This window comes from Zoogloea sp., assembly GCF_030157465.1.
Taxonomy (GTDB): domain Bacteria; phylum Pseudomonadota; class Gammaproteobacteria; order Burkholderiales; family Rhodocyclaceae; genus Zoogloea.
On record NZ_JAOAUU010000096.1, the window covers coordinates 57063 to 81125 of the forward strand.

Annotated in this window: 24 protein-coding genes; 19 read left to right on the top strand and 5 right to left on the bottom strand. The window is 64.9% G+C overall.

Features of this window, described 5'->3' with window-relative positions; all coding sequences use genetic code 11:
* Positions 1–13 precede the first annotated feature (13 nt).
* Complete coding sequence (locus Q1W26_RS12185) at positions 14–463, bottom strand: YidB family protein (RefSeq protein WP_300440337.1); 450 nt, start codon at positions 461–463, stop codon at positions 14–16.
* Between the two features lie 163 nt (positions 464–626).
* On the opposite strand from Q1W26_RS12185, the gene rpiA reads away from it, so the two are divergent.
* The 3 genes from rpiA to Q1W26_RS12200 all read left to right on the top strand — a co-directional run bounded on the left by rpiA (position 627) and on the right by Q1W26_RS12200 (position 2991).
* Positions 627–1289, top strand: coding sequence for a ribose-5-phosphate isomerase RpiA (rpiA, locus tag Q1W26_RS12190; RefSeq protein ID WP_300440340.1), 663 nt, complete (start codon positions 627–629; stop codon positions 1287–1289).
* Between the two features lie 66 nt (positions 1290–1355).
* Positions 1356–2054: a phosphate signaling complex protein PhoU gene (gene phoU / locus Q1W26_RS12195; RefSeq protein WP_300440343.1), complete on the top strand. Its 699-nt coding sequence runs from the start codon at positions 1356–1358 to the stop codon at positions 2052–2054.
* A gap of 172 nt (positions 2055–2226) precedes the next feature.
* On the top strand, positions 2227–2991 hold the full coding sequence (locus Q1W26_RS12200) for a flagellar brake protein (RefSeq protein ID WP_300440346.1): 765 nt from the start codon (positions 2227–2229) through the stop codon (positions 2989–2991).
* A gap of 91 nt (positions 2992–3082) precedes the next feature.
* Here the strand turns inward: Q1W26_RS12200 and fliE are convergent, their stop codons facing one another.
* From fliE to Q1W26_RS12215, 3 genes are all read right to left on the bottom strand, one after another.
* Positions 3083–3403 (bottom strand): flagellar hook-basal body complex protein FliE, encoded by a 321-nt coding sequence (gene fliE, locus Q1W26_RS12205; protein WP_300440349.1) that lies wholly within the window; start codon positions 3401–3403, stop codon positions 3083–3085.
* A gap of 74 nt (positions 3404–3477) precedes the next feature.
* Positions 3478–4875 carry a sigma-54 dependent transcriptional regulator gene (locus tag Q1W26_RS12210; RefSeq protein WP_300440352.1) on the bottom strand — a complete coding sequence of 466 codons (1398 nt, stop codon included), beginning with the start codon at positions 4873–4875 and terminating at the stop codon, positions 3478–3480.
* A 34-nt stretch (positions 4876–4909) separates the two neighbouring features.
* Positions 4910–6013, bottom strand: coding sequence for an ATP-binding protein (locus tag Q1W26_RS12215; RefSeq protein ID WP_300440355.1), 1104 nt, complete (start codon positions 6011–6013; stop codon positions 4910–4912).
* 155 nt (positions 6014–6168) lie between these two features.
* On the opposite strand from Q1W26_RS12215, the gene fliF reads away from it, so the two are divergent.
* From fliF to fliN, 9 genes are all read left to right on the top strand, one after another.
* Positions 6169–7869, top strand: coding sequence for a flagellar basal-body MS-ring/collar protein FliF (gene fliF, locus Q1W26_RS12220; protein WP_300440358.1), 1701 nt, complete (start codon positions 6169–6171; stop codon positions 7867–7869).
* Complete coding sequence (gene fliG, locus Q1W26_RS12225; RefSeq protein WP_300440361.1) at positions 7853–8854, top strand: flagellar motor switch protein FliG; 1002 nt, start codon at positions 7853–7855, stop codon at positions 8852–8854. The genes fliF and fliG overlap by 17 nt, the downstream gene beginning before the upstream one ends.
* A gap of 57 nt (positions 8855–8911) precedes the next feature.
* Positions 8912–9652, top strand: coding sequence for a flagellar assembly protein FliH (locus Q1W26_RS12230; RefSeq protein WP_300440364.1), 741 nt, complete (start codon positions 8912–8914; stop codon positions 9650–9652).
* Positions 9652–11055, top strand: a complete 1404-nt coding sequence (fliI, locus tag Q1W26_RS12235) for a flagellar protein export ATPase FliI (RefSeq protein ID WP_300440367.1) — start codon at positions 9652–9654, stop codon at positions 11053–11055. The genes Q1W26_RS12230 and fliI overlap by 1 nt, the downstream gene beginning before the upstream one ends.
* A gap of 84 nt (positions 11056–11139) precedes the next feature.
* On the top strand, positions 11140–11589 hold the full coding sequence (fliJ, locus tag Q1W26_RS12240) for a flagellar export protein FliJ (RefSeq protein ID WP_300440370.1): 450 nt from the start codon (positions 11140–11142) through the stop codon (positions 11587–11589).
* Between the two features lie 71 nt (positions 11590–11660).
* Positions 11661–12752 (top strand): flagellar hook-length control protein FliK, encoded by a 1092-nt coding sequence (locus Q1W26_RS12245; protein WP_300440373.1) that lies wholly within the window; start codon positions 11661–11663, stop codon positions 12750–12752.
* A gap of 93 nt (positions 12753–12845) precedes the next feature.
* Positions 12846–13415, top strand: a complete 570-nt coding sequence (locus Q1W26_RS12250) for a flagellar basal body-associated FliL family protein (RefSeq protein WP_300440376.1) — start codon at positions 12846–12848, stop codon at positions 13413–13415.
* A gap of 14 nt (positions 13416–13429) precedes the next feature.
* Positions 13430–14428 carry a flagellar motor switch protein FliM gene (fliM, locus tag Q1W26_RS12255; protein ID WP_300440381.1) on the top strand — a complete coding sequence of 333 codons (999 nt, stop codon included), beginning with the start codon at positions 13430–13432 and terminating at the stop codon, positions 14426–14428.
* 3 nt (positions 14429–14431) lie between these two features.
* Entirely contained in the window at positions 14432–14890 is a 459-nt protein-coding gene (gene fliN / locus Q1W26_RS12260) for a flagellar motor switch protein FliN (RefSeq protein ID WP_300440387.1), read from the top strand.
* Between the two features lie 96 nt (positions 14891–14986).
* Here fliN and Q1W26_RS12265 read toward each other — a convergent pair whose 3' ends face one another.
* A complete protein-coding gene (locus Q1W26_RS12265) occupies positions 14987–15193 on the bottom strand; it encodes a hypothetical protein (protein ID WP_300440392.1) in 207 nt (68 codons plus the stop codon).
* A 235-nt stretch (positions 15194–15428) separates the two neighbouring features.
* Between Q1W26_RS12265 and fliO the strand changes: the two genes are divergently transcribed.
* The 7 genes from fliO to Q1W26_RS12300 are packed head-to-tail and all read left to right on the top strand — an operon-like array spanning position 15429 to position 24043.
* The gene (fliO, locus tag Q1W26_RS12270; protein WP_300440397.1) at positions 15429–15848 is read left to right on the top strand and encodes a flagellar biosynthetic protein FliO; all 420 of its coding nucleotides are present in this window, start codon (positions 15429–15431) and stop codon (positions 15846–15848) included.
* Positions 15845–16588, top strand: a complete 744-nt coding sequence (gene fliP, locus Q1W26_RS12275) for a flagellar type III secretion system pore protein FliP (RefSeq protein ID WP_300440402.1) — start codon at positions 15845–15847, stop codon at positions 16586–16588. The genes fliO and fliP overlap by 4 nt, the downstream gene beginning before the upstream one ends.
* 8 nt (positions 16589–16596) lie before the next feature.
* Positions 16597–16866, top strand: a complete 270-nt coding sequence (gene fliQ / locus Q1W26_RS12280) for a flagellar biosynthesis protein FliQ (RefSeq protein WP_300440407.1) — start codon at positions 16597–16599, stop codon at positions 16864–16866.
* Between the two features lie 4 nt (positions 16867–16870).
* Complete coding sequence (gene fliR, locus Q1W26_RS12285; RefSeq protein ID WP_300440412.1) at positions 16871–17656, top strand: flagellar biosynthetic protein FliR; 786 nt, start codon at positions 16871–16873, stop codon at positions 17654–17656.
* Between the two features lie 5 nt (positions 17657–17661).
* Positions 17662–19842: a PAS domain S-box protein gene (locus Q1W26_RS12290; RefSeq protein WP_300440418.1), complete on the top strand. Its 2181-nt coding sequence runs from the start codon at positions 17662–17664 to the stop codon at positions 19840–19842.
* A 38-nt stretch (positions 19843–19880) separates the two neighbouring features.
* Complete coding sequence (locus Q1W26_RS12295; RefSeq protein ID WP_300440422.1) at positions 19881–20921, top strand: HD domain-containing phosphohydrolase; 1041 nt, start codon at positions 19881–19883, stop codon at positions 20919–20921.
* Entirely contained in the window at positions 20918–24043 is a 3126-nt protein-coding gene (locus Q1W26_RS12300) for a response regulator (RefSeq protein WP_300440425.1), read from the top strand. Before Q1W26_RS12295 ends, Q1W26_RS12300 begins: the two co-directional genes overlap by 4 nt.
* Positions 24044–24063: the final 20 nt, after the last annotated feature.

Genomic DNA, 24063 nt, shown 5'->3' on the forward strand with positions numbered 1-24063 from the left:
CCTGAAACCCCGCTCAGCCCCGGCCGAGCAATCCAGCCAGACCCGACAGGGCCTGCCCCAGATCCAGGTTACCGGCTTCCGGCAATTGCCCGTCCGGCGTCAAGCCGTCGACAACCTGCGGCAGAAAATTGGCCAGGTGGCCGGCCAGCTGCTCGCTCGGAATGCCCAGTTGGGCGGCCATGTCGCCCAGCTCGGAAGTGCCGAAAGCCTGGCCGATCTGCTCGGCGCTCACAGGCAGGTTCTGCCCGGTACCCACCCACGACGCGACCTGATCACCGAGACCACCCTGGCTCAGTTGTCCCAGCAAACCACCGATGCCGCCCTTGCTCTGCAGAAGGCCCAGCACCAGCTGAATCAATGCAGCCTGACCACCGCCGCCCCCTTGTTGCTGCTCATTGCCTCCGGCCAGAGAACCGAGAACCTGTCCTGCCAGTTGATCAAGCAAACCCATTTGCAGCTCCATTCATAAGTTGTACGTAAATCGTGTCGGCAAGGCCACTCACGTCACCTGTGACATCGACGAAACACTTTACGCCGGACAGCCTGCCCACGTGTTGCAGTTTGCAGAATCTGACCTCCGCGCCTGTCCCGGTTAAAATCATGTTTTTGGCTTCAGGCAGCACACCATGACCCAGGACGAACTCAAGCAACAAGCCGCGCTGCGCGCGCTCGATTATGTGGTCGAAGGCGCTATCGTCGGTGTCGGCACCGGCTCCACGGCCAACTTCTTCATCGACGGCCTGGCCACGATGAAAGACAGGATTGCCGGGGCGGTCGCCTCCTCGGAAGTCTCGGCGCGCCGTCTCGCCGGTCACGGCATCCGTCTTTTCGATCTCAACGACGTGGAAGAACTGCCGGTTTATGTCGATGGCGCCGACGAAATCGACGCATCGCTGGCCATGATCAAGGGCGGAGGTGGCGCCCTGACGCGCGAGAAGATCGTTGCCGCAGTCGCCACGAAATTTGTCTGCATCTGCGACGCAAGCAAAAAGGTAGACGTACTCGGCCGCTTTCCGCTGCCGGTCGAGGTCATTCCCATGGCACGCGCCCAGGTGGCTCGCGAACTCGCCCGCCTCGGAGGCAAACCCGTGCTGCGGGAGGGTTTCGTCACGGACAACGGCAACCTGATCCTTGACGTTCATGGCCTGCAGATTCACGATCCGGTCAATCTCGAAGTGAATGTCGACGGCATCGTCGGTGTGGTCACCAACGGCCTGTTCGCCAAGCGCGGCGCCGACGTGCTGCTGCTTGCCACAGCCGACGGCGTTGTCAAATTCGAGCGGACTTGAAACAAAACCGTCACAAAGCCCTGTTAACCTCTTTCGCTTGTCAGCCTTCAGCCACAGGATTACCTAATGAACGAGCACACCTCCAAAAAGTTCGACTCTGAACTGGAAGGCATCCGCACACGGGTACTCCAGATGGGCGGCATGGTCGAATTGCAGATCGTGAAGGCCATGGAAGGGCTTTCCAACGGCGATTTGCTGCTGATCGACCAGGTCATCGAAAACGACAACCGGGTCAACCTGCTGGAAATCGAGCTCGACGAAGCCTGCAACCAGGTGATCGCCAAGCGCCAGCCCACCGCGGTCGACCTGCGCATGGTCAGCAGCGTGCAAAAGACCATCACCGACCTGGAGCGCATCGGCGACGAGGCCAAGAAGATCGCCAAGACCGCCAAGCTGCACCACAGCACGCCATCGTCCTTCACGCCGCCGATCCGCCTCAGCCACATCGCCGACGCAGTCGTGGACATGCTGCGCACCGCGCTGGACGCCTACGCCCGCCTGGACACGGTTTCTGCAGCCCAGGTGGTTCGCCAGGACAAGGAAGTGGATGCCGAATTCAAGGGCATCATGCGCCAGCTGATCACTTACATGATGGAAGATCCGCGCACCATCTCCCAGGCCATCGAACTGATGTTCGTCGCCAAGTCGGTCGAGCGCATCGGTGACCACGCCAAGAACATCGCCGAATACGTGGTGTACATGGTCAAGGGCCGCGACGTGCGCCACACCAGCCTCGAAGAGATCGAACGGGAAGCCATGCGCTAAGCATCGCGCGCTTCACCGCAGCAACACCCCGGGGGGACGGCATGCCGTCCCCCTGGTTTTTTCTTGCCCTCAAGAAAGACAGATCAGGCACGCCTATTGCTGAAGAGCCGGGATACCCGGACGGGCTGATAGAATCCGCCCATCTTCCGATCCCCCGGACGCCACCGACACCATGCCGCTCAAGTTCGAACTCCTGCAGGCCGAAGACAACTCCCGCTACCTGCTGCGCGGAAAAGCCGACATCCTCTACAACCTGCGCAGCCTCATGCAGAAGCGGGCGATGCTCTCCGCCTTCATCGACGCCAGCGCCGACTCCTTCCTTACCGCCATCGTCGCCATCAGCGACGACGAACGCTACCTGGTGCTCGACGCCGCCAGCGACCCGGCCATCAACCGCCGTGTGGAAGAATCCGAGCAGCTGATCTGCGTCGCCCAGCTCGACAAGATCAAGATCCAGTTTGCCGCGCGCCAGATCGGGCGCGTCACCCACGAAGGGCATGACGCCTTCCGCACGCCCATGCCCGACGTGCTGCTGCGCCTGCAACGCCGCGAATACTATCGGCTGACGGCTGCCAACCCGCACACCCTGAGCTGCCTGATCCCGGTCACCGTCGATGGGCAAAAGAAGATCATTTCTGTCGAGGCCTCCGTGGTCGACATCAGCGGCGGCGGCCTCGCGGTGCTGGTGCCGCCCGGCGAAGTGGCCTTCGAACCGGACATGGAGTTTGCTGACTGCCGGCTGATGCTGCCGGAAACCGGCCCCATCGCCACCTCACTGCGCGTACGCAATCTGTTTCGCATCACCAACCGCGACGGCAGCATCATGCTCCGCGCCGGCTGCGAATTCGTCGACCTGCCCGCCAGCATGGCCTCGACGATCCAGCGCTACATCCTCAAGGCCGAACGGGAACGCAACGCCCGCGAACGCATCCGCTGAGCACGCGCCCTTTCCAGAATGCATAAAGCCGGCGATTGCCGGCTTTATGTTTTTGAACCCTGCCACCTTGAAAGGGGCGGATCGGCGTCTTTCAGACAGACATGTTCATGATGTCCTGATAGGCCGTGACGAGCTTGTTGCGCACCTGCACCATCTGCTGGAAGGACAGATTGGCCTTTTGCAGATTCACCATGACATCCTGCAGATTCACGTTGGGATCACCGGCCGAAAAACCCTTGGCCATTTCCTGGGCCTGCATCTGGGCCGAGCTGACATCGGCGATTGCCGTTTGCAGAACGTCGCCGAAACTCACCTCCCCGGCAGCCGGGGCCGACTGGGCAGGCTTTCCCCCGGCCACCTGCGAGGTGGCGCGAAGTTCCGACAACATTTGATCGATTCCGCGGGTATCCATGGTCCGGCTCCTTTTGCTCAACTATAGCAGAGCAAGCTGCGTGCCAAAGAGCAGAAGGGCGCTGTAGCCCTCGTCTAGCCCGAAAACAGGCCTTCCTCCCGGTACTGCTGGAGCTTGTAGCGCAGGGTGCGTTCCGAGATGCCAAGCTGCTCCACCGCACGCTTTCGCGAGCCTCCCACCTCTTTCAGCACCTTCAGGATGTGCTCGCGCTCGAGGTCTTTCATGCTGGCCGGACGGGCTGCATCCCTGGCCGCAGCAGCGGCATCATCGGCAGGATTTGCCGTCTCGGCGGCAAAAATGGCCGGCACGATAGGCGGGGCAAGCGGCACCCGAACCGGCTCTCCGTTCCAGTGAGGCAGGCACAGGCGAATGGTGTCTGCGGACACAGCCTGTCCGCTGCTGAGAATCAGCGCCCGCTGCACGGTGTTTTCCAGCTCGCGCACATTGCCCGGCCAGTGGTAGGTTACCAGCACACTTTCGGCCTCCGGCGACAGGCGCGCGACGCGCTTGAGGCGCGCACCGTGCATCAGCGCAAAATGCCGGGCCAGCGGCACGACGTCGCCCGGCCGCTCCCGCAGCGACGGAATCGCGAGCGGAAACACGTTGAGACGGTAATAGAGGTCTTCGCGAAAACGCCCGGCGGCCACTTCCTTGCTCATGTCCCGGTTGGTCGTGGCGAGCACACGGATGTCGAGAGGAATGGCCTTTTTGCCACCCACGCGTTCCACCTCGCGCTCCTGGAGCACGCGCAACAGCTTGGCCTGGAGGCCGAGGGGCATTTCGGAAATTTCGTCGAGAAGCAGCGTGCCGCCCTCGGCCTGTTCGAACTTGCCGGCCTGGGCGCTCACTGCGCCCGTGAAGGCGCCTTTGTCGTGGCCGAAAAGGGTCGCCTCGAGCAGGGAGTCGGGAATCGCGGCGCAGTTGATGGCGATGAATGGCCCCGTGCGGCGCAGGGATTGCTCGTGGAGATAGCGGGCAAAGACTTCCTTGCCAGTACCGGATTCGCCGGTAAGGAGCACGGTGGCATCGGTTTCGGCCACCTTGTCGGCCAAGGCCAGCAAGTTGCGGGTATGGGGATCGGCGGCGATCATGCCGTCGTCCCGGCGGGCTGCCGCGTAACGCTGCACGTGTTCGAGCAGCACATTGGGTTCGAAAGGTTTCATCAGAAAATCACAGGCTCCGCCGCGCATGGCATCAACGGCTTTTTCGACGTCACCGAAGGCGGTCATCAGCAAGACAGGTAGCTGCGGCAGGCGCTGGCGCAGCTCGCTCAGTAGTTGAAGGCCGTCCATCGGCTGCATTTTCAGGTCGGACAACACCAGGTTGAAGGCCTGCTTTTCCACCGCGACCAGCGCCGCCGGGCCGTCGCCCACGCCGGTAACCGCGTGACCGGCGATTTCGAGGGTCATGCACACAGCGTCGCGCAGGGGCGCGTCGTCTTCTACTACAAGAATGTTCAGGGCTTCAGGCATGTGACGTCTCTCTAAATCCGGGTGTTACCGGGCGCTATGCGCCCATGGCGAGGGTCAGGGTAAAGGTTGTGCCGTGGCCGGGCTCGGACTGGATTCCGATGTCGCCGCCATGGGCCCGGGCTACGCCTCGCGCAATCGCCAGCCCCAATCCTGTTCCATCGGAGCGGGTGGTAAAAAATGGCTCGAAAAGCCGCGTCTGCAGTGCCGGATCAATGCCGCGTCCGTTGTCGATCACGCTGAAGCGGGCCACGGCGCCCTCCTGCACGGCCTCGAAACGGATGGCTCCGCCGGCCTCCAGCGCCTGCACGGCGTTTTCGAGCAGGTTGGTCAGCGCGCCGGCAATGGCCTTGCGATCACCCACGACGCGGGTGTCGCCACAGGCACAGGCCGAGGCCAGCTCGAGCCCCTTGGCGCGGGCCAGCGGCTCCAGCGTCTGGGTGAGCTCGGCCACCAGTTCGCAGATGCCGAAGGGCTCACGGCCCAGGGTTTCGCCGCGGGCAAAAAGCAGCATGTCGCGGATCAGTTTTTCCAGATGACGCAGGCGCTCCATTGCACGATTGCCGATGCGCTCCCGGTCGGCCGGCCCCATTTCCTGCTGGACCAGCGTGGCCGTGTAGAGCAGCGCCGCCGCCAGCGGGGTGCGCAACTGGTGGGCCAGCCCGGCAACCATCTCGCCCATCGCGGCGAGGCGTTCGTTGCGCTCGGCGGCGAGGCGCATGTGATGGGCGTCGGTCACGTCATTGAGGAGAACGATGTGACCGTCACCCGATTCGAGGGCGGCATCCACGCGGGTTACGCGGCGAAGCTCGCCCGCGATGTCGAGCTGCCACTCGCCGGGCGTCTCGGTGGCGGCAAGGCGAGCCGTGCAAAAACCGGCCCAATCGACGCCGGCCAGCGGCACCCCGAACATCGCCTCCACCACCCGGTTGGCCTGCACCACGCAGCCGTCCCGGTCGAGCACGACAACACCGGCCGGCAGCGCGCCCATCAGTACGCTGAGCCTTTCGGTCAGCTGGCCGACCTGGGTCTGCAGGCCTGCATAGGCGCCGGTCAGGGCCTCGGACGCTTCGCTGAACTGACGAAAGGCTTCGGCCAGCTGGCGGGCGTCGAGTCGGTCTTCGATGGCAGGGAGATTCATGAGTTGTACGGGGCGAAATTCACCGCTTCGCAGCTTAGGCCTGCCCGGCAAACGGCAAGGCGGCAAATAGGCGGCAAAAAGCGCCGCTAATCCTTCCCTAGAACACCGGGCACCAGGCCCAGAATGCGACCATCCGAAATAGGGGGAATGTTTCCATGGCAGCAGAAGACGCCGCCGTCGCTCCACCGCCGCCCGCCTCACCCTTCGAGCAGGTGCTGGAGAACATCCGCAATCTGTCCCAGCGCCAGAAGCTCGCCGCCGGCGCTGCGCTGGCGTTCGGCATTGCGCTGATCGTCGGCGTCATCCTGTGGAGCCGCCAGCCGGATTACGCCGTGCTGTTCTCCAATCTGGCCGAAAAGGACGGAGGCGCCGCCGTCGCCAGCCTCCAGCAGCAGAACATTCCCTACAAGTTCTCGGACAACGGCAACGCCATCCTCGTACCGGCCAGCCAGGTGCATGATCTGCGCCTGCGCCTTGCCGCCCAGGGCATTCCCAAGGGCGGCCTGGTGGGTTTCGAGTTGATGGAAACCCAGAAGCTCGGCCTCTCCCAGTTTCACGAGCAGATCAATTACCAGCGCGCCCTCGAAGGCGAACTGGCCCGCACCATTTCATCCATCGGCAGCGTGGCCGGCGCCCGCGTGCACCTGGCCATTCCCAAGCAAACCGCTTTTCTGCGCGACGAGCAGAAGCCCACGGCCTCGGTGATGGTGAACCTGCACACCGGCCGCGCCCTCGATCCGGCGCAGATCGCCGGCATCGTGCACCTGATCGCATCGAGCGTGCCCCAGCTCACCAACGACAACGTGAGCGTCATCGACCAGGAAGGCAGCCTGCTCACCAAGAAGCCCGACCCGCTGCAGACCAACCTCGACGCCACCCAGATCAAATACACCCGCGAGCTGGAAGAAGGCTACATCCAGCGCATCAACTCGATCCTCACGCCGCTCTTCGGCAAGGGTAACTTCCGGGCCCAGGTTTCGGCGGATGTGGATTTCAACGTCACCGAACAGACCGCCGAAACCTACCGCCCCAACCCCTCGCCCGAGCAGGCCATCCGCAGCCAGCAAAGCAGCGAAAGCCAGACCCGCGACCAGGGCCCGCAGGGCGTGCCGGGTGCCCTCAGCAACCAGCCGCCGGTGCCCGCCACCGCCCCGCTTACGACACCGCCCGTGGCCGGCGCGCCCGGCCCCGGCCAACAGCCGCCGCTCAGCTCCAACAAGAGCGCCACCATCAACTACGAGGTGGACAAGACCATCCAGCACACCCGCAAGGCCCTCGGCCAGATCAAGCGGCTGTCGGTGGCAGTGGCACTCAACCAGAAGGAAGAGAAGGACAAGAACGGCGTCATGAAGTCGGTGCCCCTTACCGACGAGGAACGCAAGCGTGTCGAGGATCTGGTTCGCGAGGCCGTCGGCTACAGCAAGGACCGCGGCGACACCATCAACGTGGCGAGCAGCGCCTTCGTCGCCTCTGACAAGGATTTGCTGGAAACCCCGATCTGGAAGGATCCGGACAGCATCGTCCTGTTCAAGGAGCTCATCAAGTACCTGGTGATTGCCGGCGTGATCGCCTTTGTGGCCTTCGGCGTGATCCGTCCGCTGATGAGGCAGGTCATGCCGCCGGAAGAGAAGGAAGAAACCGCCGCCGCGGCCGAAGCGCGCGAGGAAGGCGAAGGCGAAGAAGGTGAAGAAGGCGAAGGTGAGGAAGGCGCAGAAGTCACCTTGTCCCCCGAAGCCGCCGCGCGCCTGGCCTACGACGAAAAACTCGCCAAGGCACTGGCCCTCGCCAAGGAAAATCCGCGCATGGTCGCCAACCTGATCAAGGAATGGATGGGAAGCAATGAGCAGCAACGATGAAGGACTCGAAAAGAGCGCCCTGCTCCTGTTCACCCTCGGTGCCAACGAAGCGGCCGAAGTCCTGAAGCAGCTCGGCCCGAAAGAAGTTCAGAAGCTTGGCGCGGCCATGGCCGGGATGCCCGCCCAGAGCCGCGAAAAGGTCGAAGCCATTCTCGACGAGCTGATCGGCTTCGCCGAGAAGGGCTCGCCCATCGAGGCCGACCATGAACACATCAAGGAAATGCTCACCAAGGCCCTCGGCGACGAGCGCGCCAACCACCTGATCGGCCGCGTGCTGCAGGGCTCGGACACCGCCGGCATCGAAAGCCTCAAGTGGATGGACGCCCCCACCGCCGCCGACCTCATCAAGAACGAGCACCCGCAGATCATCGCAACGATCCTGGTGCACCTCGAGTTCGACCAGGCCGGTGAAATCCTCAAGCACTTCACCGACCGCCTGCGCAACGACGTGCTGCTGCGCATCGCCACCCTCGACGGCGTGCAGCCGGTGGCCCTGCGGGAACTCAACGAAGCCCTCACCCGCATGCTGTCCGGTGCCACCACCGTCAAGAAGACCGCCATGGGCGGCGTGCGCCACGCAGCCGACATCCTCAACTTCGTCGGCTCGGCGGCCGAAACAGCCATCCTCGACAACGTGCGCGAATACGACCCCGACCTCGCCCAGAAGATTCTCGACGAGATGTTCGTCTTCGAGAACCTCATGGATCTCGACGACCGGGGCATCCAGACCCTCCTGCGCGAAGTCCAGAGCGACTCGCTGGTGATCGCGCTGAAGGGTGCGCAGCCGGAAATGCGCGAGAAGATCTTCAAGAACATGTCCCAGCGCGCCGCCGAAATGCTCAGGGAAGACCTCGAATCCCGCGGCCCGGTGCGCCTCTCCGAAGTGGAAGCGGAGCAAAAGGAAATCCTCAAGACGGCCCGCCGCCTCGCAGAGGAAGGCCAGATCGCCCTGTCCAGCGGAGGCGGCGACGATGCCTTCGTCTAAGCGCGCACCCACCCGCCACCCCTCGCGGGCAGCCTGTTTACGGACACCCCCCCAGCCATGAGCCCGCATCAGGCCGCCGGCGCCTACCAGCGCTGGAAGCTCCCCTCCTTTGACGAACCCCAGCCGGCGGCGCCCTCACCCGCCGAAGCGGAAATCGCCGCGCCACCACCCGGCCCCCTGGACGAACCCGTCCTGGCGCCAGAAGCCACACCTGCCGCGCCGGAGGAAGCACCCTTCGTCGCCCAAGCGCTCACCCTGCCCGACACCGAACCGGACATCCACCTGCCCACCGCCGACGACATCGAGCGCATCCACGAGGAAGCCCGCAAGGAAGGCTACTCGGCGGGCTACGAAGAAGGCACTGCGCGCGGGCGGATGGAGGCCATGCAATTTCACGGCCTGGTGCAGGGCCTCGAAACCTCGCTCACTGCCCTCGACCGGGAAGTGGCCGAGGAGGTGCTCAGCCTCGCCATCGAAGTGGCCCGCCAGATGGTGCGGAACAGCCTCGAAACCCACCCCGAATCCACCGCCGAACTGATCCGCGAAGCCCTGCTGCAGCTGCCTCAGGCCCATGCGCTGATCCACCTCCACCCCGACGACGTGGCGATGGCGCGCGACTACCTGGGCGAGCAACTGACCCATGCCGGCCACCGGCTGGTCGAAGACCCCAGCATCTCCCGTGGCGGCGTGCGCATCGACGCCGCCGGCAGCCAGATCGACGCCACGGTGCAAACCCGCTGGCGGCGCATCATGGACAACCTCGGCCGCAACATTCACTGGGACGGGGACGGCAGCTGATGGAACACGGCACCGAAACCTGGAAAGCCTTTCTCGCCGACGGCCGCAAGCTGGTGGGAGCCACCCCGCCCTACCAGCTCTCCGGACGCCTGACGCGCATCAACGGCCTGGTGATGGAAGCCTCCGGCCTCAAGCTGCCCCTCGGCTCGGGCTGCCGCATCGTGATCCCGGGTGGCAGTTCGGTGGAGGCCGAAGTAGTAGGCTTCCATGGCGAAAAAATCTTCCTGATGCCCACCGACGACGTTTTCGGCCTCGCCCCCGGCGCCCAGGTGCTGCCCGTCGAGCCCACCCAGCCGCAGCTTGTCGCCGGCGAACGGATCGAACCCCGCCGCCGCGCCTCCGACCGGGCCAAGCACCTGCCCATGGGAGACGAACTGCTCGGCCGGGTGGTGGACGGCGCCGGCCGCCCGCTGGACGGCCTCGGCCCTCTCGCCGTGCGCCACTCGAGAGCGCTCCAGGCACGCCCCATCAACCCGCTGCAACGGGCACCGATCACCCAGTCGCTGGACGTCGGCATCCGCGCCATCAACGGCCTGCTCACCGTCGGCCGCGGTCAGCGGATGGGCCTCTTCGCCGGCTCCGGCGTGGGCAAATCCGTGCTCATCGGCATGATGGCCCGCTACACCGCGGCCGATGTGATCGTCGTCGGCCTGATCGGCGAGCGGGGCCGCGAAGTCAAGGAATTCATCGAGCACAACCTGGGCCCGGAAGGCCTGGCCCGCTCGGCGGTGATCGCTGCCCCAGCCGACTGCAGCCCACTGATGCGTCTGCAGGGCGCGTCCTACGCCACCACCGTGGCCGAATATTTTCGCGACCAGGGCAAGCAGGTGCTGCTGATCATGGATTCGCTGACCCGCTACGCCATGGCCCAGCGGGAAATCGCGCTGGCCATCGGCGAACCGCCGGTCACCCGCGGCTACCCGCCGTCGGTGTTCGCACGCCTGCCGGCACTGGTCGAGAGAGCCGGCAACGGGCCGGAAGGCGGCGGCTCGATCACCGCGTTCTACACCGTGCTCGCCGAGGGCGACGACCAGCAGGATCCCATCGCCGACTCTGCCCGCGCCATTCTCGACGGCCACATCGTGCTGTCGCGCAACCTTGCCGACCAGGGCCACTACCCCGCCATCGACATCGAGCAATCCATTTCGCGAGCCATGCACAACCTCGTCAAGAGCCAGCACTTCGACATGGTGCGACGCTTCAAGCAGCTTTTCTCGCGTTATCAGCGCTCCCGCGACCTGATCGCCGTGGGCGCCTACCACGCCGGCTCCGACCCCATCCTCGACCAGGCCGTGGCCATGTATCCACGCCTGGAAGCCTTCCTGCAACAGCGCGTCGAAGAGTGCGAACACTACGAATCTGCGGTCGAAAAACTGCACGCCCTGTTTGGAGCAGCCCAATGATCCGGCCTCCCGACCAGCAAGGTCATTGCCCCCCAAACCTAAAGATTCCCCGCGCCCGCCCGATAAAGCCCAAGGAACGTGAAGATGAGTGAGTCGTTCCCGCTGCAGCCCCTGCTGGACCTGGCGAACAACCGCATGGACGAGGCCGCGCGCAAGCTCGGCGAACTGATAGCCAGCGAGCACGCCGTCGAAGAAAAACTCGCCCTGCTGGTGGACTATCGCAAGGAGTATCACGCCCGTTTCGTGGAAGCGGTGCGTAACGGCATCGGCCCCGACGCGTGGCGCAATTTCAGCGCCTTCCTCGGCAAACTCGATGACGCGATCGCTCAGCAGGAAAAAGCAGTGTCCGTTTCACGGCAGCGCACCGAGCAAGGCCAGCAAGCCTGGGTGGATCAGCGCAACAAGGTCAAGGCTTTCGACACCCTGTCGCACCGCCACCAGAGCCTGCAGGCCCGCAAGGAAGCCAAGCAGGAACAACGGCTCACGGACGAACACGCCGCCAAGCAATTCCGCGATCGCACCGAAGAAGACTGATCGCCGCCGGGCTCGCCTGGCACGTCGCTTGCTGGTTGGCTGATGTCTGCATCCTCACCAGGAACTCCATCATGTCCGGACCGGCCTTGAATCCCATCGCGAACACCCCTCCAGCAGCATCCGCCAAAGGCCCGACCGGCACACGCCCCGACGCGTCCGCCGAGGCCGCAGGCCCCGATGCGCCCGAGCAAGGCTTCGCTACCGAACTCCAGCGCCGGATGCAGGGCGAGGCCCGAAGCGACGACACGACCACGCAGGCAAAAACCACGGCCCAAAACGACGAAGCCGCCGACGCCGCGGCTACCCCGCCTGCCGACGCCCTGGCCTCCCAGGTTCCGCCCGAACTGGCCGCCCTGCTGGCCGCCGGGAACATGCAGACGACCTCAGAACCGCCCGCGCTGCCCAAACCTGAATCCGGCACGCTCGACGCCAGCCCCCGCGACGGCGCCAGCGCGGGCCGCGCCGCACTGCTGGCAGCCGCCGCCGAAAGCGGCAATCCCGCCCGGGCCACGGCAGAGGCCACCGCCCAACCGGCAAATCTTGCCGCGGAAGCCGACACCCTTGCCGCCCCATCCATCGCCAAAGCGCAGCCCGAGCTGGCGGTTGCAACAAACGGATCAGGCGCCGAGCGGATGGCAGAGGCCGCCGCCCCGACCAACAATTTTGCTGCCATCCACGCAGCTGCGCTGGCCAACCTCCGGGGCGAAGCCCCCCCGCCCGCCACCGCGCCGGTGTCGCTGCACGTGGCCACACCGGCCGGCAGCACCGGCTGGCCTGAAGAAGTCGGCAACCGGGTCACCTGGATGGTCGGCCACGACGAAAGCCACGCAGAACTCACCCTGACTCCGCCACAGCTGGGCAAAGTGGAAATCTCGATTACCATCAGCGGCGAGCAGACCAGCGCCCAGTTCGTCGCCGCCACCCCGGCCGCGCGGGAACTCATCGAACAGAGCCTGCCGCGCCTGCGGGAAATACTCGAACAGAGCGGCATCAACCTCGGTCAGACCGACGTCGGCACCTCCAGCCAGCCCGGCAGTTCGGGCGAAGGCCGGCGCGGCAGCGCCCGGGGGTCCGCCGGCGGCGATGCCGAAGGCGGCATGACAAACACCACTGCGGCCCCATGGCTGCGGCGCGCAGAAGGACTGGTAGATACGTTCGCCTGAATTGCCACAAATGCCGGGCGCTTCTGCCCTTATTCAAGGCTTGCCGGACGAACGCAATGGATGACAATGAAACGAGATAAGGAGTAATCCAGCATGTCGAAAGCACCGGCCAAGGCGGAAGCCGCAGAAGGCGAAGCCCCCAAGGGGGGCAAGAAAAAAATGATGATCATCATCATCGCGGTTCTGGTCCTGGCGATTGCGGGCGGAGCGGCCTTCATGCTGATGGGCAAGAAAAAGCACGCCGCCGACGGCGAGGACGCCGAAGAAGAAGTCTCCCATGAGCCGCCCAAGGTCAAGGTCGACCCCTCCAAGCCGCCGGTATTCGTGCCGCTGGAGCAATTCACGGTCAACCTGGCCCCCGACGAAGGCGAGCACTTCCTGCAATCGACGATGGTGCTACGGGTTGCCGATGCCAAGGTAGGCGATTCGCTCAAGCTCTACATGCCGGAGCTCAAGCACCGCATGATCATGCTGCTTTCGTCCAAGAAACCCTCCGAACTCGCAACCGCCGAAGGTCGCGAAGTGCTGGCCGAGGAAATCAAGGAAGAAGCCAACGACGTGCTTGGCTACGCGCCCAACCCCAAGAAGAAAAACAAGCGCAACCGCCCCGAAGACGACGGCCCGGTGCTTGCCGTGCTGTTCAACCAGTTCATCGTGCAATAAACGGGTAATCCACCATGGCTCAGGACTTTCTTTCCCAGGAAGAGGTCGATGCCCTGCTGAAGGGCGTCACCGGGGAGTCCGACGAGCAGGAAGCCAGCGACGAGAGCACGGACGGAATACGTCCGTACAACCTCGCCACCCAGGAACGCATCGTGCGTGGGCGCATGCCCACGATGGAGCTCATCAACGAGCGCTTCGCCCGCTACCTGCGGATCGGCATGTTCAACTACATGCACCGCAACGTCGAAGTCTCGGTCGGGCCGATCAAGGTCCAGAAGTTCAGCGAATTCGTCCGCAACCTGGTGGTGCCCACCAACCTTAACCTCTTCATTTCCAAGCCCCTGCGCGGCACGGGTCTGGTCGTGCTCGACCCGAACCTGGTCTTTCTGGTGGTGGACAACCTGTTCGGCGGCGACGGGCGCTTTCACACCCGCGTCGAGGGGCGTGATTTCACCGTCACCGAACAGCGCATCATTCAGGGGCTGCTGAAAGTCATTTTCGACGAGTACGCAAAAGCCTGGTCACCCGTGAAGAAGCTCGAATTCGAGTACGTCCGCTCGGAGATGAACCCCCAGTTCGCCAACATCGCCACGCCCAGCGAAATCGTCGTGGCTGCGTCATTTACGCTCGAATTCGGCGGCTCGCAGGCAGAAATGCACTTCTGCTTTCCGTACTCGATGCTGGAGCCCATCCGCGAAACGCTCTACTCGACGATGCAGAGCGACCACATCACCCAGGACAACCGCTGGGTGAACATGATGGGCAAGCAACTGCAAAGCGCCGAAGTCTCGTTGATGGCGCGCCTCGGCACCGCCAGGGTCACCCTGCGCGACATCGTCAACATGAAACCCGGCGACGTCATACCGCTCAACATCCCCGACACCATCCAGGCCGAAGTGGATGGCATCCCGTTCATGGAATGCCGCTACGGCGTCCAGCGCGGCCAGTACGCACTCAAGATCGAACGCTTCCTCGCCCAGGAAGAAGAAACCCCGGCGAAAAGCCAGGAGTAGACCATGTCAGAAACCGATACCCCCGACGACAACCAGATCAGCGACGACGACTGGGCCGCTGCGATGCAGGAGCAGGCTGCCGCGGAGGGCCTGACGGAACCTGCCGCGCCGCACGAGGATGACGGATCGCCCTTCCAGGCCAAGCCCGCGAGTCAGCTTTTTCCTGATTTCGGGCAGGGCGGCGCCAAGGGTGGCTCGCTCAACGACTACGACATGATCCTGGACATCCCGGTGCAACTCACCGTGGAACTGGGACGCACGAAAATCGCCATCCGCAACCTGCTGCAACTGGCCCATGGCTCGGTGGTGGAACTGGATGGCATGGCCGGCGAGCCCATGGATGTACTCGTCAACGGAACCCTGATTGCCCAGGGCGAGGTGGTGGTCGTGAACGACAAGTTCGGCATCCGCCTCACCGACATCATCACGCCGGCCGAACGCATCCGCAAACTGCGCAACTGATCCCCTGCAGGCAAAGGTCTTCCGCCAGGTTCATCCTGGCGGAAACACGTCCACCGCTGCTTGAAGCAACAAGCGCCAACAAGTGCCAAACGCGCCTCAGGTGCAGGCGGTCCGCCCGCCGGAGAACACGGAGCGTGCCGGGCGCCGGTCGGGCGCATTGGCATGGTGCAGAAGCCAGCGCTCCCCGAGAATCTGCAATGCGCGCTGGCGCTTGGCCTCATACCCGGCCGAAGCTGTCGAGAGCGTCCTGATTCCCTCCGCCACGCCCGCTTCGGGCTGGCTGTCACGATGCCATAGCAACATGATCGAACCTCCATTCTGCTGGGGATTGCCGGGGAGCCGTACCGACATACTTTGCGGCAGGCCCTGCGAGATTCGAGTATAGGCGGCCGGTGCAGCTCAGTGCCAGAGCGCCAAAGCATGAAAAAGTGCGGTTTTGCACGCTTAATCGAGCCATGAAGCGACCGGCCGCGGGACTAAGCTCATCGGCAAGCTCACGCTCAGTCCCCAAATCATCGCCACCGCCTCGACAGCCCCCATGCGCCTCCCGCTCCACCCAGCCGGCCTGCTTCTCCTGGGCAGCTCCGCCAATGCCGCGGACGGCAGCCTCGACGTGGCGGGCAGCGTCGTGCAGATGATCCTCGGGCTGGGCCTGATCATCGCCCTGCTGATTGCCAGCCTGTACATCCTCAAGCGCCTGGGCGCCGGCCGGGGCTCGGCCGCTGGCTTGGTGAAAGTGCGCGGCGCCACCGCCGTCGGCCCCCGCGAGCGGGTTGTTCTCGTCGAGGTGGCCGGCAAGATCCTCGTGCTCGGCGTGGCCCCCGGCCGCGTCAACACCCTTCACACCCTGGACGCCGCCGACCTGCCCGGCTCGACAGGCGCAACGCCGGCCTCCCCCGCCGGTGGCAGGGATTTCCAGAGCTGGCTCAAAGAGACGCTGGAGCGTCGCCCCCGATGAACACCCGACCGCTCATCCGCCCCGCGCTGGCACTGCTCCTCCTCGCCCCGCTGCCACTGCTCGCCCAGGCCCTGCCGGCGCTCACCAGCACGCCCGCGGGCGCAGGGGGCACGCAGTACAGCCTGTCGGTGCAAACCCTGCTGCTGCTCACTTCCCTGAGCTTCCTGCCGGCGGTCGTGCTGATGATGACCAGCTTCACGCGGATCATCATCGTCATGTCGCTGCTGCGCCACGCCCTGGGCACCCAGACATCGCCCCCCAACCAGGTGATGGTCGGCCTGTCCCTGTTCCTGACCTTTTTCATCATGGCGCCGGTGGCCGACAAGGTTTACACCGAAGCCTGGCTGCCCCTGTCCGAAAACCGCATCACCTTCAACGAGGCCCTTGACCGCGCCACCGTGCCGGTCAAGGGCTTCATGCTCAAGCAGATCCGCGAGCCCGACCTCAACCTGTTCTCCAAGCTCGCCAAAACACCACGGGTCGAAAAGGCCGAAGACCTGCCGATGCAGGTCGTCATTCCGGCCTTCGTCACCTCCGAACTCAAAACCGCCTTCCAGATCGGCTTCATTGTCTTCATCCCCTTTCTCATCATCGACATGGTCGTCGCCTCCGTGCTGATGTCGATGGGCATGATGATGATGAGTCCGGCCATCGTCTCGCTGCCTTTCAAGATCATGCTGTTCGTGCTCGTCGATGGCTGGACCCTGCTGATCGGCTCCCTCGTGCAAAGCTTCGGATAGGACACGCCATGACGCCCACCACCGTCATCGACCTCGGTCGCCAGGCACTCGAACTCACCCTGCTGGTGTCAGCCCCGCTTTTCATCGCCGCGCTGGTCACCGGTCTGCTCGTCTCCATCTTTCAGGCCGCCACCCAGATCAACGAGCAGTCACTCTCCTTCGTGCCCAAGCTGATCGCCACCTTCATCACACTGGTGCTCGCCGGGCCGTGGATGATCACGATGATGACCGACTTCATACGGCGCCTGTTCGAGAGCATTCCGTCGATGATCGGCTAAGGCCATGCTCTCGGTCACCAGTGCCCAGCTCGACGCCTGGCTCGCCCTGCTGGCCTACCCGCTGGCACGCATCCTGGGGCTGGTCGGCGCCGCGCCGGTCTTCGGCAACAACGCCGTTCCGCGACGCCTCAAGCTGGTCGTCGGGCTGGCCATCGCCATCGGGCTGCTGCCGGTGCTGCCGCCGCCGGCGCAAAGCGTGCCGCTCGGCTCCTGGAACGGCCTGCTGATGCTGTTTCAGCAAACCGTCACCGGTATCGCCATGGGCCTGACCCTGCGGGTCATCTTTGCCACCCTCGACGTGATGGGCGAAATCATCAGCCTGCAGATGGGCCTCTCCTTCGCCACATTCTTCGACCCGGTGGCCGGCGGGCAAACCGGCGTGGTCGGCGAATTCCTGACGCTCATCGCCACCCTGATCTTCCTGTCCCTCAACGGGCACCTGCTCATGGTGGACGCCCTCGCCCGCAGCTTCGAATGGCTGCCCATCACCGAGACGCAACCGCACAAGGGCGGCTGGCTGATGCTGGCACGCTTCGGCAGCACGATTTTCGCCGCCGGCCTGCTGATGGCCCTGCCGGTGGTCACGGCCCTGCTCATCACCAACATCGCCCTCGGTATCCTGACCCGCGCCGCGCCCCAGCTGAACCTCTTCGCCATCGGCTTTCCGATCACCCTGACCGTCGGTTTCGGCGTGCTGCTGCTCGCCCTCGGACACCTGGCGCCGGTGCTGCAAGGCCTCTACGACCTCGGCTTCCAGACCATGGCAAACCTTGTCCGGGCACTGCGCTGAGCGGCATGTTCGAATCGCTGCCAGTATCCGCGGGCCTCGCCCTCGCCCTGATCGCCGGCCTGCTTGCCGCATTTTTTGCGCGGCGCGCCCGGGCGGCCGAAACCGCCCTCGCCGAAGCCCGTGCCCATTTCGAGCGCAGCTTCCGTCTCCTGCCCGAGCTCCTTACCCTCTCGCGCCTGGACGACGCCCGGCTGGTGGACGTGAACGACAACTGGGTCACCGTGCTCGGCTGCAGCCGGCAAGAAAGCCTGGGCCGCAGCAGCGTCGACCTGGGCCTGTGGCAGCAGCCTGCCGAACTCGCCGAAATCCATGCCGAACTGCTTGCCGGCAAGGAGATCGCCGATCGACCGGTGCGCCTTCGCACACGCGGTGGCGAACCCCTCGAAACCCGCCTGCGGGCCCACCTGCTGCGCTCCGGAAAACAGGCTTACGTGCTCGCGGCATTTCGCGACGTCACCGCGCAACTGCGCCTGGAGCACGCACAGCAAGCCGCGGCCGAAGCCCAGCGCGTCAGTGAGGCGATGTTCTCGGCGGCCTTTCACTCCAGCCCGGACTGCATCATCATCAGCCGCCTTGCCGACGGCAAGATCCTGGAGGTGAACCGCGCCTTCATGCAGCTCACCGGCTGGTCGCGGGACGCGGCCATCGGCGCCTCGGCACTCAGCCTCGGCCTCTGGCCCTTCCCCGAAGAACGTGCGGCGATGGTCGAACTCATCTCGGACGCCACCGCCCTGCGCGACTTTCCGTGCACCTTCGGCACCGCCCAAGGTGAAGGGCGCGACTGCCTGTTCAATGCATCCCCCGTCAGCATCGCCGGCCAGACCTGCCTGATCAGCATCGTCCGGGACATCACCGAACAAAAAAGGGCCGCCGACCGGCTGCAGGAAAGCCAGGCCAAGTTCGCCACGATATTCAACTCGGCTCCCTGCGCCCTGGCCCTCACCCGCATCGCCGACCGCGTCTACCTGGACGCCAACCCGGCCTGGGAAAAACTGTTCGGCCTGGGCCGCGAAGTCGTCGTCAGCCGCACCACCGGCGAACTCGGCTTCTGGGTCGACCCCGAAACCTACGACGCCATCTACGCCAGCCTTGCCACCGGCGACGTGCTCCAGCAACAGGAAGTTCGCCTGCGCGTGCCCGGTCGCAACGAGATCGCCACCTGCCTCATCTCGGCCCGCCGCCTCCCCATCAACCACGAAGACTGCGCCCTGTGGTCGCTGGTGGACATCACCGAATTGCGACGCATCCAGGCGCACATCGAAGAGCTCAACCAGAGCCTCGAAGCCCGCGTCACGGAGCGCACCGCCGAACTCACCGCAGCCCTGGAAACCCTGCGCCACACCCAGGAAGAACTGGTCCGCAGCGAAAAACTCGCCGCCCTCGGCTCGCTGGTGGCAGGCATCGCCCACGAACTCAACACCCCCATCGGCAACAGCGTCACCATCGCCACCACCCTCGCCGCAAGCACCGAAGAGCTGGCGCGCGAACACGCAGCCGGTGCGCTGCGCCGCAGCAGCTTCGACAACTTCACGCACAATGCCCGCAGCGCCACCGACCTGCTGATGCGCAGCCTGCTGCGCGCCGAGGAGCTGGTCCGCAGCTTCAAGCAGGTGGCGGTGGACCAGACCAGCGAGCAGCGGCGTCGCTTCGATCTCGGTGAAGTGCTGCATGAAATGGCCATCACCCTCAGCCCCATGCTCAAGAACACGCCTTACACGCTGGAGCTTGCCAGCACCGAAAGCATCAGCATGGACAGCTACCCGGGCCCCCTCGGGCAGGTGCTCACCAACCTGGTGAGCAACGCACTGCAACATGCCTTCGACGGACTCGAGCATGGCCATATCGTCGTGACCACCCGACCCGTCGGCAACGACAAGGTCGAAATCGAATTTGCCGACGATGGCGTGGGCATCCCCCACGCCAACCTGCGGCGCATCTTCGACCCGTTTTTCACCACCCGGCTCGGCCGGGGCGGCAGCGGACTCGGACTGCATATTATTTACAATCTGGTCACCTGCGTTCTGGGCGGAAACATCACCGTCTTCAGCACGCCCGGAACAGGTTGCCGTTTCGTGCTCACGCTGCCCCTCACGGCGCCTGCCAGCCCCGGCGACGGCCAAGCGCCCGGCACGGACCCGAACCTCGACGTGCGGCTCAACTTCGAGCACGAAGGGCCGATAATCTGACGCTGGCAATTTTCTCAGCCAGCTCCCCAGGAGCCCCCATGGCCATTGCCATCGTCGACGACACGCCTCTCAACCTGACCCTGATCCAGGCCCTCGTCCGCAAGCTCACCCCGCCCGGCACGGAGATCGTCACGTTCACCTCGCCGCTCGAAGGGCTGCAGTGGTGCGGCAACAACGAGCCCGACCTGCTCATCGTCGATTACATGATGCCGGACATCAACGGCATCGAATTCATCGAAACGGTGCGCAAGCTCTACCCCTCCGACACCGTGCCGATCCTGATGGTGACCGCCGCCCACGAAAAGGAAGTGCGCTACCAGAGCCTCACCGCCGGCGCCAACGACTTCCTCACCAAGCCCATCGACCGCCACGAATTCGATCCCCGCGTGCGCACCATGCTGAGCCTGCGTGCAAGCCAGCAACGCCTGCGCAACTGGAACGACGACCTGCGCGAGGCGGTCATCCGCAAAACCGCCGAAATCGTCGCTCGCGAGCAGGAAACCATCGCCCGGCTGGCCCGTGCCGCAGAATTCCGCGACCCCGAAACCGGCGCCCACATCGTGCGCATGGCCCATTACTCCCAGCTCATCGCCAAACAGCTGGGGCTCGACGGAGAACTCTGCGAGCGCATCCTCAGCGCCGCCCCGATGCACGACATCGGCAAGGTCGGCACACCCGACCACATCCTGCTCAAACCCGGCCGGCTCACCGCCGAAGAACTCATCGTGATGCGCCAGCACTCCCGCATCGGCCACGACATTCTTCAGGGCTCCTCGTCGCCGATGATCCAGATGGCGGCGGAAATCGCCCTCACCCACCACGAGAAGTTCGACGGCAGCGGCTACCCCGACGGCACCGTCGGCGAAGCCATCCCGATCTCCGGCCGGATCGTCGCCGTCGCCGATGTCTTTGACGCCCTCACCTCGCCGCGCCCCTACAAGGAAGCCTGGGCTCTCGAACGCGCCTTCGACTTCATCAAGTCCGGCCGCGGCAGCCATTTCGACCCTGCCTGCGTCGACGCATTCTTCGCAGTCATTCCCGAAGTACTCATCATTCGCGAGCGTTTCCAGGACGAATGAAAGACGCCCTCCACCGCCTCGCCATGCGCACCGGCCTTTACACCCTCGGCCAGCAACTCACCCTGCTGTTCGCCCTGCTCCTCAGCCTGTCGATCGGCGCCTACGCCATTTATGTCGGCCTCGAGCAGGCGGAGTTCGTCGAGGGCATGGAACGCCACCACGCCCGCGAACTGACCCAGACCCTGGCCGCCGCACTCGAACCGCACATCACCACCGGCAAGACACCCGAAGCCGTCGCCCACCTGCTCGAACTCGAATACACCGCCCACGTCCGCCGCGTCACAATCACCGACAGGCAGGGTGTTCCGCTGGCCAGCGTCAGCCGCAGCGACAAAGGGCCGGTCGCCATCGAAGCCCTCGGGCAGCAGCCGCTGCCCCTGCCGCAAACCACCGGCCCCCAGAACGCGGCCGGCAGCGGCGAACTGATCGTCGCCTGGGCCGAGATCGGCCGCCACGCCCCTGTGGGCTGGCTGCGCCTCGAAGTCGCCCCCTCCTCCACCGAAAACCTCCACCACATCATCACGGACAGCGTGCTCGCCGGCCTCATCACGGTTCTCTTCGGCACCGCGGCCATCCTGTACTTCCTGCACCCGCAACTGCAAAGCCTCAAGCGTGCCACCGCCTTTGCCGAAAGCCTGGACGCCAGCGACGGCAAAACCCTCGACGCGCCCAACGCCGTCGCCGAAGTGCGCCAGCTGGTGGACGCGCTCAACCTGACCTCGATCCGCCTCTTCGAAAGCAAGACGGCCCTCGCCGCCAGCGAATCCCACAACCGCGCCATCACCGAAGCCGCCCTCGACTGCATCATCACCATCGACGAGCACGGCGCCATCATCGAATTCAACCCCGCCGCCGTGCGCACCTTCGGCATTCCCCGCAGCGCGGCCATCAACAAGCCCGCCACCGAACTGCTCTTTCCCGAACACTTGCGCGACAGCCAGGGCAGGCAGATACACGCCTGGCTGGCCAACCCCGACGCCGACCTGCTTGGCCAGCGCATCGAAACCGTTGCGATGCGCAGCGACGGCACCGAGTTTCCGGTCGAAGTCGCCTTCGTCGCAGTCCACAACGCCGGCCGCCGCCTGATCACGGCCTACCTTCGCGACATCAGCGAATGCAAGCAGGTCGAAGCCGCCATGCGCGAGGCCAAGGAAGCCGCCGAAGCGACCAGCCGCTCCAAGAGCGACTTCCTCGCCAACATGAGCCACGAAATCCGCACCCCGATGAACGCCATTCTCGGCATGACGGATCTGGCCCTCGACACCCGCCTCGACGACGAACAACGCGAATACATCTCCATGGTCAAAAGCTCGGCCAATGCCCTACTTGGCATCATCAACGACATTCTCGACTTCTCGAAGATCGAAGCCGGCAAGCTCGACTTCGAGCACATCGACTTCAGCCTGCGCGACTGCGTCGCCATGGCCGTTCGCACCCTGCAACAGCGCGCCGACGAAAAAGGCCTCCAGCTCACGGCGCAAGTCGCCCCGTCCGTACCCGACAACCTCGTCGGCGACCCCCACCGGCTGCGCCAGGTGCTCATCAACCTGGTGGCCAACGGCATCAAGTTCACCCATCAGGGCGAAGTGCGAGCCATCGTCGAACCCGCCCAGCCGGCCAGCAACGGAACAAGCATCCAGCTCGCCTTCAGCGTGCACGACACCGGCGTCGGAATCCCCGCCGAAAAACAGGGCCTGATCTTCGAAGCCTTCTCCCAGGCGGACACCTCCACCACCCGCCGCTATGGCGGCACCGGGCTGGGCCTCACCATCAGCGCCCAGCTGGTGCACGCGATGGGTGGCAAGATCAGCGTAAAGAGCACACCCGGCGAAGGCAGCACTTTCCACTTCACCGCCCGCTTCGAAACGGGGCAGGCCATGACCGCCGCCGACGAGCAGACCCAGCTCGAAGGCTTGCCGGTTCTCGTCGCCGTGGACAACGCCAGCGAACGCGCCTTGCTCGAAGACCTCCTCGGCCAGTGGCGCATGCACCCCGTCAGCGTCACCGACGCCGCCGCCGCGCTGCGCGAACAGGCCGCGGGCGAAGCGTCCGGCATACCCTACCGGGCCGTATTGATCAGCACCCAGCTGCCCGACATCGAGGGCTTCGAACTCGCCGCCGCGATACGCCAGGGCACGACGCCGCCGCCAACCGTCATCATGCTGGCCGGCGAAGGCCGGCGCGGAGACGGCGCGCGCTGCCGCGAACTCGGCATCGCCGCCTACCTGCCGCAACCCATCCTCCCGTCCGACCTGCTCAACGCCATCCTGATGTCCGTCGACCCGCTCGACGCAGGAGCGCCCGACAAAGCCGAAGACAAGGCCGGCGAGCGCTCGCCGCTGATCACCCGCCACCGCCTGCGCGAACAAAAACGCCAGCTGCGCATCCTGCTGGCTGAAGACAACGTCGTTAACCAGACCCTCGCGCTACGCCTGCTCGGCAAGCTCGGGCACCAGGTGGACGTCGCCGGCAACGGCGAGGAAGCCCTCATCCTGCATGCCCGCAACCGCTACGACCTGGTGCTGATGGACGTGCAGATGCCGGTCATGGGCGGCTTCGACGCCACCGCCAGAATCCGCGAAAGGGAAGCCGCCGGCGCCCCGCACACGCCGATCGTGGCCATGACCGCCCGCGCCATGAAAGGCGACCGGGAACGCTGCATCGAAGCCGGCATGGACGGCTACCTCTCCAAGCCGGTGCACGCAGCGGATCTGGTCACCCTCCTCAACCAGCTCACCGGCCACGACGATCCGCCGCCACCCCCGCCGCACGAACCCACGCTGATCACCGGTCCGATCTTCGAACGGGAGCAAGTGCTGTTCAACCTCGGTGGCGACGAGGAACTCCTCGAACAGCTCATCCAGATGTACGCCGAAGACGAACCACGCCTCGTCGCCGACATCGACACCGCCATCGCCACCGTCGACGCAGAAGCCCTGCACAACGCCGCCCACGCCCTCAAGGGCGCCGTCGCCAACTTCTGCGCCACCCGCGCCCAGGCCAGCGCCCAAAAACTGGAACGCCTCGGGCGCGAGAAGAACATGGCCGCCGCCCCGGCCGCCTGCGACGAGCTCCACCGCGAACTCGCTGCGCTGCGAAAGGCCTTCGGGCTGGAAAAATAGGAACCCTCGCGGGCAGATAA

What these genes read in the sequence shown, in the direction of transcription:
- fliP (WP_300440402.1), top strand. Translation starts at nt 15,845, where the DNA reads ATGAACACCCGACCGCTCATCCGCCCCGCGCTGGCACTGCTCCTCCTC.
- Q1W26_RS12295 (WP_300440422.1), top strand. Translation starts at nt 19,881, where the DNA reads ATGGCCATTGCCATCGTCGACGACACGCCTCTCAACCTGACCCTGATC.
- fliI (WP_300440367.1), top strand. Translation starts at nt 9,652, where the DNA reads ATGGAACACGGCACCGAAACCTGGAAAGCCTTTCTCGCCGACGGCCGC.
- Q1W26_RS12265 (WP_300440392.1), bottom strand. Translation starts at nt 15,193, where the DNA reads ATGTTGCTATGGCATCGTGACAGCCAGCCCGAAGCGGGCGTGGCGGAG.
- fliJ (WP_300440370.1), top strand. Translation starts at nt 11,140, where the DNA reads ATGAGTGAGTCGTTCCCGCTGCAGCCCCTGCTGGACCTGGCGAACAAC.
- Q1W26_RS12290 (WP_300440418.1), top strand. Translation starts at nt 17,662, where the DNA reads ATGTTCGAATCGCTGCCAGTATCCGCGGGCCTCGCCCTCGCCCTGATC.
- phoU (WP_300440343.1), top strand. Translation starts at nt 1,356, where the DNA reads ATGAACGAGCACACCTCCAAAAAGTTCGACTCTGAACTGGAAGGCATC.
- Q1W26_RS12215 (WP_300440355.1), bottom strand. Translation starts at nt 6,013, where the DNA reads ATGAATCTCCCTGCCATCGAAGACCGACTCGACGCCCGCCAGCTGGCC.
- fliQ (WP_300440407.1), top strand. Translation starts at nt 16,597, where the DNA reads ATGACGCCCACCACCGTCATCGACCTCGGTCGCCAGGCACTCGAACTC.
- Q1W26_RS12245 (WP_300440373.1), top strand. Translation starts at nt 11,661, where the DNA reads ATGTCCGGACCGGCCTTGAATCCCATCGCGAACACCCCTCCAGCAGCA.
- fliR (WP_300440412.1), top strand. Translation starts at nt 16,871, where the DNA reads ATGCTCTCGGTCACCAGTGCCCAGCTCGACGCCTGGCTCGCCCTGCTG.
- Q1W26_RS12300 (WP_300440425.1), top strand. Translation starts at nt 20,918, where the DNA reads ATGAAAGACGCCCTCCACCGCCTCGCCATGCGCACCGGCCTTTACACC.
- fliF (WP_300440358.1), top strand. Translation starts at nt 6,169, where the DNA reads ATGGCAGCAGAAGACGCCGCCGTCGCTCCACCGCCGCCCGCCTCACCC.
- fliM (WP_300440381.1), top strand. Translation starts at nt 13,430, where the DNA reads ATGGCTCAGGACTTTCTTTCCCAGGAAGAGGTCGATGCCCTGCTGAAG.
- fliG (WP_300440361.1), top strand. Translation starts at nt 7,853, where the DNA reads ATGAGCAGCAACGATGAAGGACTCGAAAAGAGCGCCCTGCTCCTGTTC.
- Q1W26_RS12200 (WP_300440346.1), top strand. Translation starts at nt 2,227, where the DNA reads ATGCCGCTCAAGTTCGAACTCCTGCAGGCCGAAGACAACTCCCGCTAC.
- Q1W26_RS12210 (WP_300440352.1), bottom strand. Translation starts at nt 4,875, where the DNA reads ATGCCTGAAGCCCTGAACATTCTTGTAGTAGAAGACGACGCGCCCCTG.
- Q1W26_RS12250 (WP_300440376.1), top strand. Translation starts at nt 12,846, where the DNA reads ATGTCGAAAGCACCGGCCAAGGCGGAAGCCGCAGAAGGCGAAGCCCCC.
- fliN (WP_300440387.1), top strand. Translation starts at nt 14,432, where the DNA reads ATGTCAGAAACCGATACCCCCGACGACAACCAGATCAGCGACGACGAC.
- rpiA (WP_300440340.1), top strand. Translation starts at nt 627, where the DNA reads ATGACCCAGGACGAACTCAAGCAACAAGCCGCGCTGCGCGCGCTCGAT.
- Q1W26_RS12185 (WP_300440337.1), bottom strand. Translation starts at nt 463, where the DNA reads ATGGAGCTGCAAATGGGTTTGCTTGATCAACTGGCAGGACAGGTTCTC.
- fliO (WP_300440397.1), top strand. Translation starts at nt 15,429, where the DNA reads ATGCGCCTCCCGCTCCACCCAGCCGGCCTGCTTCTCCTGGGCAGCTCC.
- Q1W26_RS12230 (WP_300440364.1), top strand. Translation starts at nt 8,912, where the DNA reads ATGAGCCCGCATCAGGCCGCCGGCGCCTACCAGCGCTGGAAGCTCCCC.
- fliE (WP_300440349.1), bottom strand. Translation starts at nt 3,403, where the DNA reads ATGGATACCCGCGGAATCGATCAAATGTTGTCGGAACTTCGCGCCACC.